Source organism: Flavobacterium sp. N502540, assembly GCF_025947365.1.
Classification (GTDB): domain Bacteria; phylum Bacteroidota; class Bacteroidia; order Flavobacteriales; family Flavobacteriaceae; genus Flavobacterium.
This window is the reverse complement of sequence record NZ_CP110012.1, coordinates 999,796-1,017,972: the sequence shown is the minus strand read 5'-3', so window position 1 is coordinate 1,017,972 and position 18,177 is coordinate 999,796. Positions and strand designations below refer to the sequence as shown.

Genomic DNA, 18,177 nt, shown 5'->3' with positions numbered 1-18,177 from the left:
TTTTAGTAACCGTATTTATCTTTCCAACGGTTCTTTAAAAATTCGCGGTTGCTGTTCTCTCTTGAATTGTGCCCCGGATTATAAAGAACCGTTTCTTTTATAGCATCCGGTAGAAATTCCTGCTCGGCAAAATTATTAGCATAATCGTGCGAGTATTTATAATCATCACCATAACCCAGTTCTTTCATAAGTTTGGTTGGAGCATTTCGTAAATGAATCGGAACAGGTAAATCCCCCGTTTGTTTTACTAATTGTTGGGCATTGCCAATCGCCATATACGAGGCATTGCTCTTAGGAGAAGTTGCCAGATAAATGGCACACTGACTCAATATAATCCTGCTTTCCGGATAGCCAATAGTAGTTACCGCCTGAAAGGTATTATTGGCCATAATAAATGCGGTCGGATTGGCATTTCCAATATCTTCACTGGAAAGAATAAGCATTCTTCGGGCAATAAATTTTACATCTTCACCACCTTCAATCATTCTGGCCAGCCAATAAACAGCTCCATTAGGATCACTTCCACGAATAGATTTTATAAAAGCAGAAACGATATCGTAATGCTGTTCTCCACTTTTGTCATACAACACTGTGTTTTGTTGCACCAATTCAAAAACACGATCGTTGGTGATAATAATTTCATCACCGGCAGAAGCGTTGATAACAAGCTCAAAAATATTGAGAAGTTTTCGTCCGTCACCTCCCGAAAGTCGCAGTAAAGCTTCTGTTTCTTTTAAAGTGATATTTTTTGAAGCCAGATACGTATCCGTTTTTAGCGCCCGATGCAATAAAGCTTCTAAATCGGCTTTTGTGAAAGCATTTAGGATATAAACCTGGCAACGTGACAATAATGCAGGAATGACTTCAAAACTTGGGTTCTCGGTCGTTGCACCAACAAGTGTAATCCAGCCTTTTTCGACGGCAGCCAAAAGGGAATCTTGCTGTGACTTGCTGAAACGATGGATCTCATCAATAAACAGAATGGGATTTTTAGCAGTAAATAATCCACCGCTTTGTTTGGCTTTTTCGATCACATCACGAATATCTTTTACACCTGAATTGATGGCACTCAGGATATAAAACGGACGCTTGGATTCCTGGGCGATGATTTGTGCCAAAGTGGTTTTACCAGTGCCCGGAGGTCCCCAGAAGATCAACGACGGAATAATTCCTTTCGAAATTTGCTGCGTTAAAGATCCATTTGGTCCAACCAAATGACTCTGACTGATATAATCTTCTAAGTGTTGTGGGCGAATACGCTCGGCTAAAGGTGCTTCCATTTTGTAAAATTACAGTTTTCGGTTTTAATTTTATAGTTTTTAGAAGCTATTCCTGCTGTTCGCTGTATCTTTTGCGTCCGCCGCGGCGAACACAAAAGGATGCCGCTTCCATCAGGGCTGGAACAGGGTTTAAGAATATTCCAATTAACTGACAAATTATCAGTAAATTGTAATTGGATAGTTTTTTGATGGCATCATTATAAATTTACCTTAAAAATTATGAACGACAACCACTTTAAATTTACGACTGCAGTTATTGGTCTTCCGGTATTTTTTGTTCTTTTTTTGTGGATCGTGTACTGGGTTCAGATACGCTATGATTTCGACTTTTATCAAAATGGAGTCTACCCAAGAGATTTGTCAGGTCTGCAGGGTATTTTGTTCAGTCCTTTCATTCATGAAAACTTAAGCCATTTATACAATAACTCTATTCCTCTTTTGGTATTATTGGCGGCGCTGCAATTTTTTTATCCTAAACAATCCTTTGCAGTGATTGGTTATGGCATTTTATTTTCGGGACTAATTACCTGGATTATTGGCCGTGAAAATTTTCATATTGGTGCCAGCGGATTGATTTACGTCTTAGTCAGTTTTATTTTTTTTAAAGGAATCCAAACCGGTTATTATCGTTTAGTGGCACTCTCATTATCTGTCATCTTATTGTACGGTGGAATGATTTGGTATGTGTTTCCGGAGGTGGATAAAACTATTTCGTGGGAAGGGCATTTAGCAGGTTTCATTACCGGATTTGTGATGTCTTTACTTTACAAAACCCCTGAGTATACAAAGCCTATTGTTTATGAGTGGCAAAAACCTGATTTTAATCCTGAAGAAGATGCTTTTATGAAGCATTTTGATGAAAATGGAAACTTCGTAAATACAGAGATTGTAGAGGAAGAGCAGGAGGTATTAGTAACGTATTTTAATTCGGATGTTTCAGTTAACTATATTTTGACAAAGTCTGAGGTAGAGGAGGATAGGTAATGTTTGTTTAACCCGTAGCTTAAGTTTGTAATTAGCAGTACTACAATTAAGCTACAGGTTTTAAGAAAGTATAGTTTTTGAGCATATTTAGAAGACATTAATTTGTCATCGTAATTCTCAATTCTATATATTATTTAACTTCTTTGGCGAACAGCTTCATATAAAAATGCGCCACAGGCAACAGAAACATTCAAAGATCCAATGGATCCAAACATAGGTAATTTTGCTTTTTCGTCTACAATTTTAAGTACGGAAGGATTTATACCTCTGTCTTCAGATCCCATGATGATAGCTACTGGTTCGTTTAATGTAACGTCGTATATGTTCTGATCTGTTTTTTCAGTTGCCGCAACGGTTTTGATTCCTGATCCCTGAAGATAGAAAATAGCATCTTTTATATGTTCAACTTTACAAATAGGAACATTAAAAACTGCTCCTGCCGAAGTTTTAACAGTGTCTCCATTTACCGGGGCCGAACCTGCTTTCTGTACGATGATTCCGTTTACACCTGTGCATTCAGCAGTTCTGATAATGGCACCAAAGTTTCTGGCATCTGAAATCTGATCCAGTATTAAAAATAAAGGTTTTGATCCGGATTCGATTGTTGATTCAACCAAATGTTCCAATTCTATAAAACCAATAGGGGAGATGGTTGCTACTGCTCCTTGATGATTATTTGGAGTTAATCGATTAAGTTTTTCTACAGGTACATAGGAGAAATTAATGTTAGCGCGTTTCATCACTTTCATTAAATCTTTCATTAATTCTCCGGAAATTTCTTTTTGAATAAATACTTTATCCACTTCTTTTCCTGCCTGAATGGCTTCTATAATGGCTCTAATTCCAAATATTTGATGTTCTTTTTCCATGGGGCAAATATAGGTATAATGTTGGTATAAAAAAAAACACTGTGAGTGAAGTGAAGGGCTTGTATCTTTGAATTATTGAGAGTTAAGGCAGAGTTGTTTAATTAAAAAAGGGCACTCATCATAAGATAAGTGCCCTTTTTAGGAATTGTTTTAGGATTAAAGAATACTATTATCTAGTACCTCCAGCCCACCAAACTTTTTCAGAATAAACGTATGAACCGTCTCCAAATGCCGCTTTAACATTGTTGTTTGTAGATACATCAGAATCTCCGTAAGGTAATCTTAGTGGAAATTGAGTTGCGTTAAGCGGGTTTGCCAATTGAATTGGATGAGCAGCTGCAGATCCGTACATTGCTAGCAAACGTCTGTAGTCGTTGTATGCTTCAACAGATTCGTTTTCGTAAAAAGAAAAGTATTTTTGTACAGCAATTTCTTTTAATAAACCAGCATTAGTTGTAATGTTTAAACCTGCCACGTAGGCAGATGCATCTGTGTCTGAGAAATTAACAGCTTCATCTTTGTTGAAAGCAGCATTTACTGCAGCAGTTAAACTAGCTGTACTTGTAACAGCAGCTGATTGTCTTGCTTCTGCTTCAGCTTTGATGAATAATAATTCGTGGTAGCTTAACATGAATATTGGGTTACTAGCATCTATTAATGCTGAATACGAGTAATTTTGGCTTTGCGGGCTAACACCATTTGTGAAAAATTCATATGTAAGAGGTGCTCCAGTTGCTTTTCTAATTTTTTGGAAATAACCTTCAGCACGTGGATCATCTGCTCTGGCATTTAACTTGTCAAATAAGCTTTTACTTGCAAATAAATATCCTCTGTCATTATCGAATTGAAAATAAGGATTTGGGATACCATCATTTTTCATTTTGAACTCTTCACTTTTGTTTGCAAAAGATTTATTTGCGTATGCTAATACTTTTGCATAATCAGGGGTTTTAAACGAAAGACGTAAAGTGTAACGAGCCAATAAACCATTGGCTGCTTTTATCCATTTAGCGGTACTACCTTGGTATATTAAATCCTGAGTTCCTACAGCTTGAAAACCTGTTGTTGTTTTTCCTAAATTAACAATAGCATCCTGTAAAGTAGAGAAGACAATTTTGTATAGGTCTTCTTGACGGTCCAATTTAGGCTGATAATTTACTCCAGGTTGAAAAGCTTCAGTGAAAGGAACATCTCCGTACATATCTGTTAGTAAGGCTAAATTATATGCATATAGAATTTGTGCGATACCTAATGTATTGTAGTTTCCTTTTTCTTTACCAGTTGTACATCTGTCAATGATCAGCTTCAGGTTGTACATAGTCTGATATTGACTGTTCCAGGAATTGTTAAAAGTAGTCTGGTTTTTAGGTTCACCATTTCGTACTTCTGCTTGGTACATCTGGCCAAAACCACCAGCGTTTAATTCTACATAAACACCAGTGTAGAAAGATAGATCTGAACCGGTATTGCTAAAGGCAGTACTCGTCATTGCATCAGTGATGGCAAAACGAGCTGGCACATCTATTGGATTGTTTACATTTTTGTTGATGTCGTCCATCTTATCTTCTGAACAAGAATTTAATGAAATTGACGCAATCACCAAAAGCAACATGACTTTATATTTTTTCATGATTTTTCGAATTATATTAATTAATTGTTAGATTCATTCCAACACCAATACTTGTTGTTTGCGGAATAGATAATCTTTCAAATCCTCCAGCCATATTGTTGTTTCCTTGTGATGATTCCGGATCTAAATTTGGTATTTTGGATGACAATAAGATGTTTCTTGCGAATGCAGAAACACGCATACTAAATGCTTCTGAGAATTGTGGTACAGTATACCCTATTGATAGCTCTCTTAGTTTTACGAAAGAAGCGTCGTATATAGCAGTTTCTGCAATGTTTGAATATCTGTTGTAAGTAGCTTGTTTCGTAGCTCCTTTTGTGTTTGGCTGTCCGGTTACAGTTACACCTTCCTGAACCAATAGTTCGTCACGGTTTCCTGTTTTAGTGCTTAATCCGTACGTGTCTAGTAATGAATTTGTTCCACTATACATTTTGCCTCCGTTTTTCCAGTCAAAAGTAGCTGCAAGAGTTAATCTTTTGTATCTGAAAGAAGTAGTTCCTCCTAGATTGAATTTTGGAGCTACCTGACCAAGTGATTTTGTTTCTCCTGCTACAGCTAATCCATTAGCATCAACGATAATGTTTCCTTTGTCATCTCTTGCAAAAGCTGTTCCGTAAATAACAGGGAAACGTTCTCCTATACTTGCTCTAATTTGTGGAGTTGTAAATCCTCCTAAGAAAATATTTGGTACACCTTCTTTTAGTTCATCTACATAATTGTCTATTTGTGTGTAGTTTGCAGATATTGTCCAGTCAAAGTCATTAGTTCTTACCGGAGTAACACTTACTACTAATTCGTGACTGTTGGTATGAATTTTACCTCCATTCATCACCATAGTTGCAGCTCCTGTTGAACCTGCTAATGGTACCTGGAAGATTTGGTCTATTACATTTTGTCTTGAGAAAGTATAATCAATACTTACACGATCCTTAAAGAATCTTAATTCACCACCCACTTCATAAGATCTTGTATTTTGAGGTCTTAGGTTTGAGTCATACATTACATTGTTAGGAATGAATGAGTTTATTCCGCCAATAGGATAATTTACTGGAGCATTTGACCAGAATCCACCACCATAACCAGGTACTGAATAGAAATTTGCAAAGTAAGTTCCTGCTTGACCTACTTCAGCCCAAGATGCTCTTAATTTAGCGAAAGATAATGTTGAGTTTCCTTTTAATGCTTCTAGTTCAGTAAGTACTAAACCTAGAGATACTGAAGGGTATACAAATGAACGGTTGTTTCTTGGCATTGACGATACGATGTCGTTTCTTACTGTACCACCTAAGAAAATAAAGTTTTTGTATGAAAGATTTACGTTTCCAAATAAACCAAAAGTTCTGTTTTTAGTAATGTTGTCTGTAGCAACTGTTTGTTGTGTATTTGTTAAATTAGGAAAACCACCAAAGTTAAGGTTAACCCCTGACATACTGTAAGTTTTATCGTATCTGTCATTGATCTCATTACCAAGCAAGGCAGTTAAGTTCAAATCATCAGAAATTCTATAGTCATAATTTACGGTGAACAATGAGTTTACAGTTCTCGATGTGATTCCGTAAATTTCTAAATGTCCAGCTGTAGTCTGTTGGTTTCCGTATTCTTGTATGTCTCTGTAATTCGTGCTGTAAGCATCAGCTCCAAGTTGGTAACGGAATGATAACTTATGGTCACCACTTGTTGAGATGCTTGGGGTGAATTCAACATAACTGTTTCCAAAGAAACGATCTGTTTGTTCGTCAAAAATATTGTTTGCAGCTGCCCAGTATGGGTTATTGAACCCTGTTGGTCTGTAATAGATTTGTTTGTATGGATCTGTTGGAGTTGCGAATCCGTTTCCTTTTAAATCGTAGCTTATTGGACTTGCAAAAGCACCCGCAACAGATGAATCGTTTGCTCCTGTAGCTTTTTGAATTTTAGTGTTAACATAGTTACCTACGAATCCGGTTTTCCAGTCAGTCCCTAACTTTGTGCTGAACGCTGCTTTTGCATTGTAACGAGTAAGACCAGTTTCAGGAATGAAACCATCTTGGCTTGACGATCCTAAGCTAAAAGCATAGTTACTTTTATCAGTTGCTTGCGTTATACTAAGAGAGTTGTTAAGTGTTATTCCCGTTTTAAAGAAAGTACCAAAATTGTCATATACTTGAGGAGTTACCCATGGATCTAATCCCGCTGCAGCTCTTTGTGGTACATAATATTTACCTGCGTAAGTTGATGTGTTTCCTCCGTTTAAAGCGTTAGCAACGTTACCTCCATATTGTGGGCTGTTTGGCAACTCAGAAAGTTTAGGTCCCCAGGTCAATGAATTGTTTGGATCGTATGCACCATTAGTTCCCTGAGCGTATTCTTTCTGATAATCAATCTTTCTGGATATATTATCAGCTGTAACTGAGGTAGAGAAATTTATGGTAGGTTTTCCACTTTTAGAGGAGCCTTTACCACTTTTAGTAGTAATAATCACTACTCCGTTAGAAGCTCTAAGTCCATAAATTGCAGATGCAGCCTGTCCTTTTAGAATGTTAATCGATTCGATATCGTTTGGATCAATATCGATTGCTCTGTTGGCGCTGTCTGCCCCCGTTACACTATTTCCAGTACTGTAATCAGATTGTGATGCAACCGGCATACCATCAATTACATATAAAGGAGTGTTGTTTCCTGTAAAGGAACGAGCTCCACGAATAACAATTTGAGAAGAAGCTCCCGGTGCACCACTAGAAGGAGTAATTTGAACCCCTGCTAATTTTCCTTGAAGCGCTCCAGCTAAATTGTTGTTATTCCCTTTGGTTAATTCTGCAGCTTTGATTTCCTGAGTAGCATATCCTAATGCTTTTTTCTCTTTTTTGATACCAAGTGCCGTTACTACTACACTTTCCAATTCTACTGAATCGTCTTTTAATTTGGTATTAACAGTAGTAGAACTAGCTGTAACTTCCTGGGCTTTCATGCCAATGTAGCTAAAAACCAGTACTTGATTTGGTGCTGCTTTGATAGAGTATTTTCCATCAAAATCTGTTTGCGTTCCTGTTTTCGTTCCTTTAACTAATACGCTAACACCCGGTAAAGGTATTCCTGTATTGTCAGAAACTGTTCCAGAAACAACTCTTTCTTGCGCGAAAGTAAGTTGCGCAACTAGTACTAAGAAAAGTACTAAGAATCCATTGAACTTTAGTTTCATTTTTATGTGTTTTGAATTAGTATGGTAAAAATCTTAATTATTTGTTAATCTACCTAATATAAAAAGCTTTTTTTTTATTCATGTTGCATTTTTGTTGTTGGATGTTTTTTTTTAGTGTTAAAAAACAGTGGTTAGTGTTTTGTTATTGTTTTTTTGCTGAATATGTGATAATGGCAGTGTTTGTAAGGGCTTGCAGCATCTTGAGTTTTAGAAAAAAGACTTTTGGAAGTGTGTTTTTGCTTTTCGTATTGGTTTTAAATTCAGGTTAGGATTTTTTTATTTATTGCAGTATTTTAAATTAATCGAAGAAATAAAATCTTCAAGGTTTTGAAATTGAGAAAGAGAAAGTTACTCCTTAAATAGACTTCTATGTTTTAACATTGAGTGCTTCAATTTAGTTTTATTAATTGAAAAAGGGCACTCATCGTAAGATAAGTGCCCTTTTTAGGAATTGTTTTAAGCGTATAGAATACTATTATCTAGTACCTCCAGCCCACCAAACTTTTTCAGAATAAACGTATGAACCGTCTCCAAATGCCGCTTTAACATTGTTGTTTGTAGATACATCAGAATCTCCGTAAGGTAATCTTAGTGGAAATTGAGTTGCGTTAAGCGGGTTTGCCAATTGAATTGGATGAGCAGCTGCAGATCCGTACATTGCTAGCAAACGTCTGTAGTCGTTGTATGCTTCAACAGATTCGTTTTCGTAAAAAGAAAAGTATTTTTGTACAGCAATTTCTTTCAATAAATCAGCGTTTGTCACGATGTTTAAACCTGCCACGTAGGCAGATGCATCTGTGTCTGAGAAATTAACAGCTTCATCTTTGTTGAAAGCAGCATTTACTGCAGCAGTTAAACTAGCTGTACTTGTAACAGCAGCTGATTTTCTTGCTTCTGCTTCAGCTTTGATGAATAATAATTCGTGGTAGCTTAACATGAATATTGGGTTACTAGCATCAAGTAAGGCTGAATACGAGTAATTTTGGCTTTGCGGGCTAACACCATTTGTGAAAAATTCATATGTAAGAGGTGCTCCAGTTGCTTTTCTGATTTTTTGGAAATAACCTTCAGCACGTGGATCATTTGCTCTGGCATTTAACTTATCAAATAAGCTTTTACTTGCAAATAAATATCCTCTGTCATTATCGAATTGAAAATAAGGATTTGGGATACTACTGTTTTTCATTCTAAATTCTTCGCTTTTGTTTGCAAAAGATTTATTTGCGTAAGCTATTACTTTGTCGTAATCAGGATTTTTAAATGAAAGACGTAAAGTGTAACGAGCCAATAAACCATTGGCTGCTTTTATCCATTTAGCGGTATTACCTTGGTATATTAAATCCTGAGTTCCTACAGCTTCAAAACCTGTTGTTGTTTTTCCTAAATTAACAATAGCATCCTGTAAAGTAGAGAAGACAATTTTGTATAGGTCTTCTTGACGGTCCAGTTTAGGCTGGTAATTTACTCCAGGTTGAAAAGCTTCAGTGAAAGGAACATCTCCGTACATATCTGTTAGTAAGGCTAAATTATATGCATATAGAATTTGTGCGATACCTAATGTATTGTAGTTTCCTTTTTCTTTACCAGTTGTACATCTGTCAATGATCAGCTTCAGGTTGTACATAGTCTGATATTGATTGTTCCAGGAGTTGTTAAAAGTAGTCTGGTTTTTAGGTTCACCATTTCGTACTTCTGCATTGTACATTTGGCCAAAACCCCCAGCGTTTAATTCTACATAAACACCAGTGTAGAAAGATAGATCTGAACCAGTATTGCTAAAGGCAGTACTCGTCATTGCGTCAGTGATGGCAAAACGAGCTGGCACATCTTTTGGATTGTTAACATTTTTGTTGATTTCGTCCATCTTGTCTTCTGAACAAGAATTTAATGAAAGTGACGCAATCACCAAAAGTAACATGACTTTATATTTTTTCATGATTTTTTGAATTATATTAATTAATTGTTAGATTCATTCCAACACCAATACTTGTTGTTTGCGGAATAGATAATCTTTCAAATCCTCCAGCCATATTGTTGTTTCCTTGTGATGATTCCGGATCTAAATTTGGTATTTTAGAAGATAATAAGATGTTTCTTGCGAATGCAGAAACACGCATGCTGAATCCTTCTGAAAATTGTGGTACAGTATATCCTATCGATACCTCTCTAAGTTTTACGAAAGAAGCATCATATATAGCACTTTCCGCAATGTTTGAATATCTGTTGTAAGTAGCTTGTTTAGTAGCTCCTTTTGTGTTTGGTTGTCCAGTTGAAGTTACACCTTCCTGAACCAATAGTTCGTCACGGTTTCCTGTTTTAGTGCTTAATCCGTACGTGTCTAGTAATGAATTTGTTCCACTATACATTTTACCTCCATTTTTCCAGTCAAAAGTAGCTGCAAGAGTTAATCTTTTGTATCTGAAAGAAGTAGTTCCTCCTAAATTGAATTTTGGAGCCACCTGACCAAGTGATTTAGTTTCTCCTGCTACAGCTAACCCATTAGCATCAACTATAATATTCCCTTTGTCATCTCTTGCGAAAGCTGTTCCGTAAATAACAGGGAAACGTTCTCCTATACTTGCTCTAATTTGTGGAGTTGAAAACCCTCCTAAGAAAATATTTGGTACACCTTCTTTTAATTCATCAACAAAGTTGTCGATTTGTGTGTAGTTTGCAGATATTGTCCAGTCAAAGTCATTAGTTCTTACCGGAGTAACACTTACTACTAATTCGTGACTGTTGGTATGAATTTTACCTCCATTCATCATCATTGTTGCAGCTCCTGTTGAACCTGCTAATGGTACCTGGAAGATTTGGTCTATTACATTTTGTCTTGAGAAAGTATAATCAATACTTACACGATCCTTAAAGAATCTTAATTCACCACCCACTTCATAAGATCTTGTATTTTGTGGTCTTAAGTTTGAGTCATACATTACATTGTTTGGAGTGAATGAGTTTATTCCGCCAATAGGGTAATTTACTGGAGCATTTGACCAGAATCCACCTCCGTAGCTAGGTACTGAATAGTAATTTGCAAAGTAAGTTCCTGCTTGACCTACTTCAGCCCAAGATGCTCTTAATTTAGCAAAAGATAATGTTGAGTTTCCTTTTAATGCTTCCAATTCAGTTAGCACTAAACCTAAAGATACTGAAGGGTATACAAATGAACGATTGTCTCTTGGCATTGAAGATACGATATCCTTTCTTACTGTACCACCTAAGAAAATAAAGTTTTTGTATGAAAGATTTACGTTTCCAAATAAACCAAAAGTTCGGTTTTTAGTAATGTTGTCTATTGCAACAGTTTGTTGAGTATTTGTTAAATTAGGAAAGCCACCAAAGTTAAGGTTAACCCCTGTCATGCTATATGTTTTATCGTATCTGTCATTGATCTCATTACCTACCAAAGCAGTTAAGTTTAAATCATCAGAAATTCTATAGTCATAATTTACGGTGAACAATGAGTTTACAGTTCTCGATGTGATTCCGTAAATTTCTAAATGTCCAGCTGTAGTCTGTTGGTTTCCGTATTCTTGTATGTCTCTGTAATTCGTGCTGTAAGCATCAGCTCCAAGTTGGTAACGGAATGATAACTTATGGTCACCACTTGTTGAGATGCTTGGTGTAAATTCAACAAAGCTGTTTCCGAAAAAACGATCCGTTTGTTCGTCAAAGATATTGTGTTCAGCTGCCCAGTATGGGTTGTTGAACCCTGTTGGTCTGTAATAGATTTGTTTGTATGGATCTGTTGGAGTTGAGATTCCATTTCCTTTTAAATCGTAGCTTATTGGACTTGCAAATGCACCTGCAACTGATGAATCGTTTGCTCCTGTAGCTTTTTGAATTTTAGTGTTAACATAGTTACCTACGAATCCGGTTTTCCAGTCAGTTCCTAACTTTGTGCTGAAAGCTGCTTTTGCATTGTAACGAGTAAGGCCAGTTTCAGGAATGAAACCGTCTTGGTTTGACGATCCTAAGCTAAAAGCATAGTTACTTTTGTCAGTTGCTTGCGTTATACTAAGAGAGTTGTTAAGTGTAATTCCTGTTTTAAAGAAAGTACCAAAATTGTCATATACTTGAGGAGTTACCCATGGGTCTAATCCCGCTGCAGCTCTTTGTGGTACATAATATTTACCTGCGAAAGTTGATGTGTTTCCTCCGTTTAAAGCGTTAGCAACGTTACCTCCATATTGAGGGCTGTTTGGCAACTCAGAAAGTTTTGGTCCCCAGGTCAATGAGTTGTTTGGATCGTATACACCGTTAGTTCCCTGAGCATATTCTTGTTGATAATCAATCTTTCTGGATATGTTGTCAGCTGTAACTGAGGTAGAGAAATTTATGGTAGGTTTCCCACTTTTAGAGGCACCTTTACCACTTTTAGTAGTAATAATCACTACTCCGTTAGAAGCTCTAAGTCCGTAAATTGCAGATGCAGCCTGTCCTTTTAAGATGTTAATCGATTCGATATCATTAGGATCAATATCGATTGCTCTGTTGGCGCTGTCCGCTCCACTTACACTGTTTCCAGTAGTGTAATCAGATTGTGATGCAACTGGCATACCATCAATTACATATAAAGGAGTGTTGTTTCCTGTAAAGGAACGAGCTCCACGAATAACAATTTGAGAAGAAGCTCCCGGTGCACCACTAGAAGGAGTAATTTGAACCCCTGCTAATTTTCCTTGAAGCGCTCCAGCTAAATTATTGTTGTTTCCTTTAGTTAATTCTGCAGCTTTGATTTCCTGAGTAGCATATCCTAATGCTTTTTTCTCTTTTTTGATACCAAGTGCCGTTACTACTACACTTTCCAATTCTACTGAATCGTCTTTTAATTTGGTATTAACAGTAGTAGAACTAGCTGTAACTTCCTGGGCTTTCATGCCAATGTAGCTAAAAACCAGTACTTGATTTGGTGCTGCTTTGATAGAGTATTTTCCATCAAAATCTGTTTGCGTTGCTGTTTTCGTTCCTTTAACTAATACGCTAACACCCGGTAAAGGTATTCCTGTATTGTCAGAAACTGTTCCAGAAACAGCTCTTTCTTGCGCGAAAGTAAGTTGCGCAACTAGTACTAAGAAAAGTACTAGGAATCCATTGAACTTTAGTTTCATTTTTAAATATTTTGAATTAGTCCGACAAAAATCTTAATAATTAGTTAATATACCTAATCAAAAAAGTTTTTTTTTCAGTAAAAAGGCATTTTTGCTGACGGGAGTTATTTTTTTATCGTTAAAATGCATTCAAAAATGACGAATTGTTTGTTTTTTGCTTAAAAAGCAATGGATAGTTTAATTTGTGACTGCTGAATTAAATGTTAAATTTTATTAGATGGGTGATAAATTTCAAATTTTTATACGTTTTCAACAAAAAAACCACCCTGTTTTAGGGTGGTTTTGTGTTAAATTATGTTATTTTTTGGTGATTCCTATTTATCCCAAAAAATCTTTGTAGTTAATTTGTCTCCTCCAATGGAAGTTGATGCAGCGGTGTAATTTGTTGCATTCAGTGTTTGTTCTCTAATTGGATAAGCCATTCTGGATGGTACCTGACCAGCGGCTGCAGCATCTGCAGTTGCTGGTGGTGTTAAAACAGGGAAATCTAGTCTTCTGGTTGATGTCCAGCCTTCAAATCCTCTGTTGAACAACGCGTACCATGCTTGCTCTCCTACTTTTTGTTGCCATGTTCCTGTAGCTGTTGCATAAGCAACTGCTGGTTGAGCAAGATAGGCATTTGCATCTGCTGTTGAAACTCCCCAGTCTTCCATAGAAGCTAAGATTGCTGCATTGTAATGTGAAGCAATAGAGCCTCCAACAGCAACTCCTCTTCCTGAAGCTTCTGCTAGTAAAAATTCTACTTCTGCATAATCTAATAAAGTACCACTGAAGTCCGGTGCTTTAATTTTGTCACTTGCATGAGTAAATCTGGACTGTGAGTTTTTTGCTCCAACAATTCCACCTCTGTATCCCGTTACAGTGATCAAGTCTCCTGCGGCATCAGTGTCCTTGTAGGTTGGTCTAAAGTAAGGTGTTTTTCTTGGGTCATTTAAAGCTACCAGTTTGTCGACAAATGGTTTTGCAACGACAAAATCATTTCTTCCTGAGAAAACCATATCTACATAAAGTGGATTGGTGTTTGGAAGATTTAACATATAAGGTAGTTTTGCATTATCGGCATTTGATGTAAATCCGCCTGCTGCACCAGAGATGATTGCTGCGTCTGCAATTGCTGCTTCAAGACCAGATGATTTTAAGTTCACGCCTAATTTTAGTTTGATGCTATTAGCAAATTTAATCCAGGCAGTTAAATTGTCTTTGTAGATAACCTCGGCATCCCCAAAGGCAGGTTTTGAAGTGTCTAATCCTGCGATGTCTTTATTTAAACGTACAATTAAGTCTTTGTAGATATCTATGGCTTTGTCATATTTAGGGAGATAATTGTCTGCTCCTTTTAAAGATTCTGTATAAGGTACATCGCCAAAAGTGTCTACTAAAATTTGGTACGTATAAACCATTAAAATATCAATAAGGATCAATTGATTTTTTTTGACTATAGTTTTCTGCGCAAATTCAGGATCTGTAGGTGAGATTACATCTTTTTCTATAAAACCCTTCGCCTGAGATAAATCAGCAAGTGCACCTGCATAAAGTCTGTCCCAGTGATTGTCTGAAATTTTACGGGTTACCCAGTTGTAGTTAGATTCATCCAGATAGGTGGTTTCTGTCCATTGTTGATTTACTAATCTAAATATGTTTCTATTTACATTGGTATTAACAAGTTGTTCTGTTAGATTTTTTTCAGCATTTGTGAATAAAGTGCTAGGAGGTACTACAGAAGGGTTTTTTGTATCTACATTTAAGTCTGTTAAGCTGCTGTCGTCACATGAAACTGTGAGAAGCATGATTCCTAATGCATATATTATTTTTTTCATTTTGTTCTGTATTAAAATTTGAATGTTAAGTTAAAACCAATATCTCTGGTAGTTGGAAGTGATCCAACTGAATAACCTCTAGAGCTATTTCCTGATGATAGTCCACTTTCTGGGTCTGCGTATGGTAGGTTTTTGTGAATGATCCATAAGTTCGAACCAACTAAACTTGCTGATGCTGAGTTTATGAATGTATTTTCGAACATGCTTTTAGGGAAGTTGTAAGTGATGGATACTTCTCTAAGTTTAACAAACGATGCATCGTAAATAAAAGCTTTGTTTGGTGCAGCTTGATATCCCAAACTGTTTGCAATAGATCCGCCTTTTGTTTTTACAGTGTTAGGAGTTCCGTTAGGAGCAACTCCAGGGTTTAGAGTACCATTTTCTCTGATGTCTCCTACCGCTGTTTCTTTGTATAGTCCGGATGCAAGACCATAGTACATATCTAGAGAGTAAATGTCTCCGCCTTTTTGAGTGTCAATTAAGAATCCGAAAGTTAAATTTTTATAACTGAATTTGTTTCTAACACCACCAATCCAGTCTGGAGTAATATTTCCAATTGTATTGCTTGAGGATGTAGTGATCATATATTTTCCTGTAGCCTGATCTATTGTTGGCTGCCCGTTTGTATAAACGAAATCCGTTCCTTTAAGAGCTCCATAAGCTTCTCCCGGAGCTGCATTAACTGTAACTCCACCTTGGAATGTACCTAGCTGAAGATTGTCTAGTCCATTTGGTAATGTAATAACTTTACTTCTGTTGTTAGACCAGTTTACAATTATTTCCCAGCTAAAGTCTTTTGTTTTAATCGGAGTTCCGTTTAATTGAATCTCAAAACCTCTGTTTTCGATATTTCCACCGTTAACTAGTCCATTCGTATAACCCGATCCTGAAGAAACTGCTGCAGCAACAATTTGATCAACCGAATTTGTTTTGTAGTAAGTAATGTCAAATCCTAAACGTCTGTTTAATAAGCTTGTCTCTAAACCAACTTCGAAAGATTTTGTTCTTTCTGGTTTAAGGTCTGGATTTTTGTTAATACTGCGGAATGGAAGTAATAAGGAGTTTGTATAAAGAGGCTGTCCTTGAAAGTTAGGGACTCTTGTATAAGTATTGTTCAATTGAAGCGCATCTGCGTCATTTCCTACTTCAGCATAATTTATTCTGAATTTACCAAGATTTAACCAGTCTGCCTTTACTACGTTTGAGAAAAGAAATGATCCTGAAACTGCTGGATAAACATAGGAGTTGTTGTTGTCAGGTAATGTAGATGAAACGTCACGTCTGATGGAAGCGTCTATAAAATAAGTGTCCAGGTAGCCGATGGATCCTTGGGCATAAATACCATTAACACCCGATGTTATTTTGGCTTCCCTTGGAAATGGCAAGTCTAAGCGTGAATTAGACAGGGCGTAAATTCCCGGAGTAACTAAACCTCCGATGGTAGAAGAAAGTACATTGTCTCTTTTGTTTCTTCTGATATTTGTTCCGATTACCCCATTTAAGCTAATGTCTTCACCGATTTTTTTGTTGAAGTTTAACATGAAATCATAATTGATTTCCTGGAAGTTGATGTCATTTCTTTGATAACCTGATGATTCGTTAACAGGAGAAAGACCAAATCCAGAAGAGATTGATCCTACTGCTCTTCTTTCTTCCTGAAGTTGTTTGTAGGTGTCTAGGGATACTCTTCCTAATGCGCTTAACCAAGGTGTGATTTCGTAGTTAAGGGATGCGTAGCTGAATAAACGAGTTCTGTCATCAGAAGAATAATTTTGATATCTTGTAAAATAAGGGTTGTCCCAATAGGCAGGTACTAAACCTGATGGATCAGTTGGGTCTGCCCAGTTCCAGGTTACGTTTTGACCACCTGATGCAAAGTAAACATCTTTTAGGGCTTGTACATCAGTGTTGGTTTGCCACCACTGTCTGAAGTTGCCCAGGATGTTGTCATTGTAACCGGTAGAGTTTCTGCCTATCGTGCTTTGTAGAGTAACGGAGGCATAGGCGTTAGCAGTAAGTTTATCCGTAACTTTTTGGCTAAATCTCGCACTGATTTGATTTTTTTTCAATTCACTGTTTGGAAGAATACCAGTTTGATTGGTGTTCACATATGTTAAAGATAAGCTAGATCTGTCTGTTGATTTTTCTAATGCAATACTATTAACGAATGTATGAGCATTATTGAAGAAAGTTATAGGGCCATTTTTGGCTGCTGTCCATGGGGTCGCTTTTCCGTAGTTTGGTGAAAATGGAGTGAAAGCGTCCCATTGGTAAACGGGTTGGTTGTCAAAAGCATTTCCGTCAGATGCATCATTTGATGTGTCTACAGTATCTGGAGTACCTGTTCCTAAAAATGACGTTCCAATACCGTATCCTGATCCATATCTGTTTTGATATGTAGGAAAAGTTGATTTGTCAACACTTCCGTTTGTGAATCCACTTGAGAACGAAAATCCAATTTTGTTGTCTGATTTTCCTTTCTTAGTAGTAACCATTACAACTCCATTTGCGGCTCTTGATCCGTATAATGCTGTTGCAGCGGCTCCTTTAAGGATGTTGATGCTTTCGATGTCTTCCTGGTTGATGTCCGAAGCATTGTTACCGTAATCATAGCCACCGTTACCAATTTGCTGAGAAGAAACGTTGGAGTTTGAGTTGTCAATTGGCACCCCGTCAATAACCCAAAGAGCCTGGTTGTTTCCGGTAAGGGATTTGTTTCCCCTGATAACAACGTTTGTAGAACCTCCAAAGTTATTATTTCTTTGAACTTCCACACCCGCTGCTTTACCTGATAGTAAATTGGCAACGTTAGTGTTTCCGGCTCCTCCGTTAACATCTTTTCCTGAAATTTGTTGAGAAGCATATCCTAAAGATTTTTTTTCTCTTTTAATACCCATTGCCGTAGTTACGACAACTCCTTCCAGTTGCTGGGCATCTCCGGATAATTTTGTATTTACTTGTGATGAGCTGGCGGCAAGTTCCTGAGTCTTCATGCCGATGTAGCTAAATACTAAAATTTGACTTGTTGTCGCTTTGATGGAATACTTACCGTCAAAATCGGTTTGCGTGCCGGTTTTGGTTCCTTTGATCTGTACGCTTACACCTGGTAGCGGCATACCTGCATCATCGGTAACGGTCCCCGAAACGGCTCTTTCTTGCGCAAAGGTTAGCTGCGCGAATAGTACTAAAAGTAGTACTAAAAATCCATTGAACTTTGGTTTCATTTTTGTAATTATTTTGAATTAGTCTTACAATATTCATAATAATTTGTTAATAATCCTAATGTTGATTAATGAATTTTCCCA

General features: G+C 36.9%; 9 protein-coding genes. 1 reads left to right on the top strand and 8 read right to left on the bottom strand.

The genetic code is table 11. The features are described 5' to 3' along the window. Positions 1 to 2: 2 nt before the first annotated feature. Positions 3 to 1,280, bottom strand: coding sequence for a replication-associated recombination protein A (locus OLM58_RS04640; protein ID WP_264531377.1), 1,278 nt, complete (start codon positions 1,278 to 1,280; stop codon positions 3 to 5). Positions 1,281 to 1,499: 219 nt separating this feature from the next. Here OLM58_RS04640 and OLM58_RS04635 point away from each other — a divergent pair, with 219 nt between their 5' ends. Further along, positions 1,500 to 2,264, top strand: a complete 765-nt coding sequence (locus OLM58_RS04635) for a rhomboid family intramembrane serine protease (protein WP_264531376.1) — start codon at positions 1,500 to 1,502, stop codon at positions 2,262 to 2,264. Between the two features lie 134 nt (positions 2,265 to 2,398). Here the strand turns inward: OLM58_RS04635 and rlmB are convergent, their stop codons facing one another. The 7 genes from rlmB to OLM58_RS04600 form a co-directional block, all read right to left on the bottom strand. After that, on the bottom strand, positions 2,399 to 3,133 hold the full coding sequence (gene rlmB / locus OLM58_RS04630; protein ID WP_017495032.1) for a 23S rRNA (guanosine(2251)-2'-O)-methyltransferase RlmB: 735 nt from the start codon (positions 3,131 to 3,133) through the stop codon (positions 2,399 to 2,401). Between the two features lie 169 nt (positions 3,134 to 3,302). Continuing rightward, a complete protein-coding gene (locus tag OLM58_RS04625; RefSeq protein ID WP_264531375.1) occupies positions 3,303 to 4,763 on the bottom strand; it encodes a SusD/RagB family nutrient-binding outer membrane lipoprotein in 1,461 nt (486 codons plus the stop codon). Positions 4,764 to 4,779: 16 nt separating this feature from the next. Further along, positions 4,780 to 7,941 carry a SusC/RagA family TonB-linked outer membrane protein gene (locus tag OLM58_RS04620; RefSeq protein ID WP_264531374.1) on the bottom strand — a complete coding sequence of 1,054 codons (3,162 nt, stop codon included), beginning with the start codon at positions 7,939 to 7,941 and terminating at the stop codon, positions 4,780 to 4,782. 475 nt (positions 7,942 to 8,416) lie between these two features. Continuing rightward, a complete protein-coding gene (locus OLM58_RS04615) occupies positions 8,417 to 9,877 on the bottom strand; it encodes a SusD/RagB family nutrient-binding outer membrane lipoprotein (protein WP_264531373.1) in 1,461 nt (486 codons plus the stop codon). Positions 9,878 to 9,893: 16 nt separating this feature from the next. Next, positions 9,894 to 13,055: a SusC/RagA family TonB-linked outer membrane protein gene (locus tag OLM58_RS04610; protein WP_264531372.1), complete on the bottom strand. Its 3,162-nt coding sequence runs from the start codon at positions 13,053 to 13,055 to the stop codon at positions 9,894 to 9,896. 314 nt (positions 13,056 to 13,369) lie between these two features. Continuing rightward, positions 13,370 to 14,872 (bottom strand): SusD/RagB family nutrient-binding outer membrane lipoprotein, encoded by a 1,503-nt coding sequence (locus tag OLM58_RS04605; protein ID WP_264531371.1) that lies wholly within the window; start codon positions 14,870 to 14,872, stop codon positions 13,370 to 13,372. 11 nt (positions 14,873 to 14,883) lie between these two features. Further along, on the bottom strand, positions 14,884 to 18,096 hold the full coding sequence (locus OLM58_RS04600; RefSeq protein ID WP_264531370.1) for a SusC/RagA family TonB-linked outer membrane protein: 3,213 nt from the start codon (positions 18,094 to 18,096) through the stop codon (positions 14,884 to 14,886). Positions 18,097 to 18,177 lie beyond the last annotated feature (81 nt).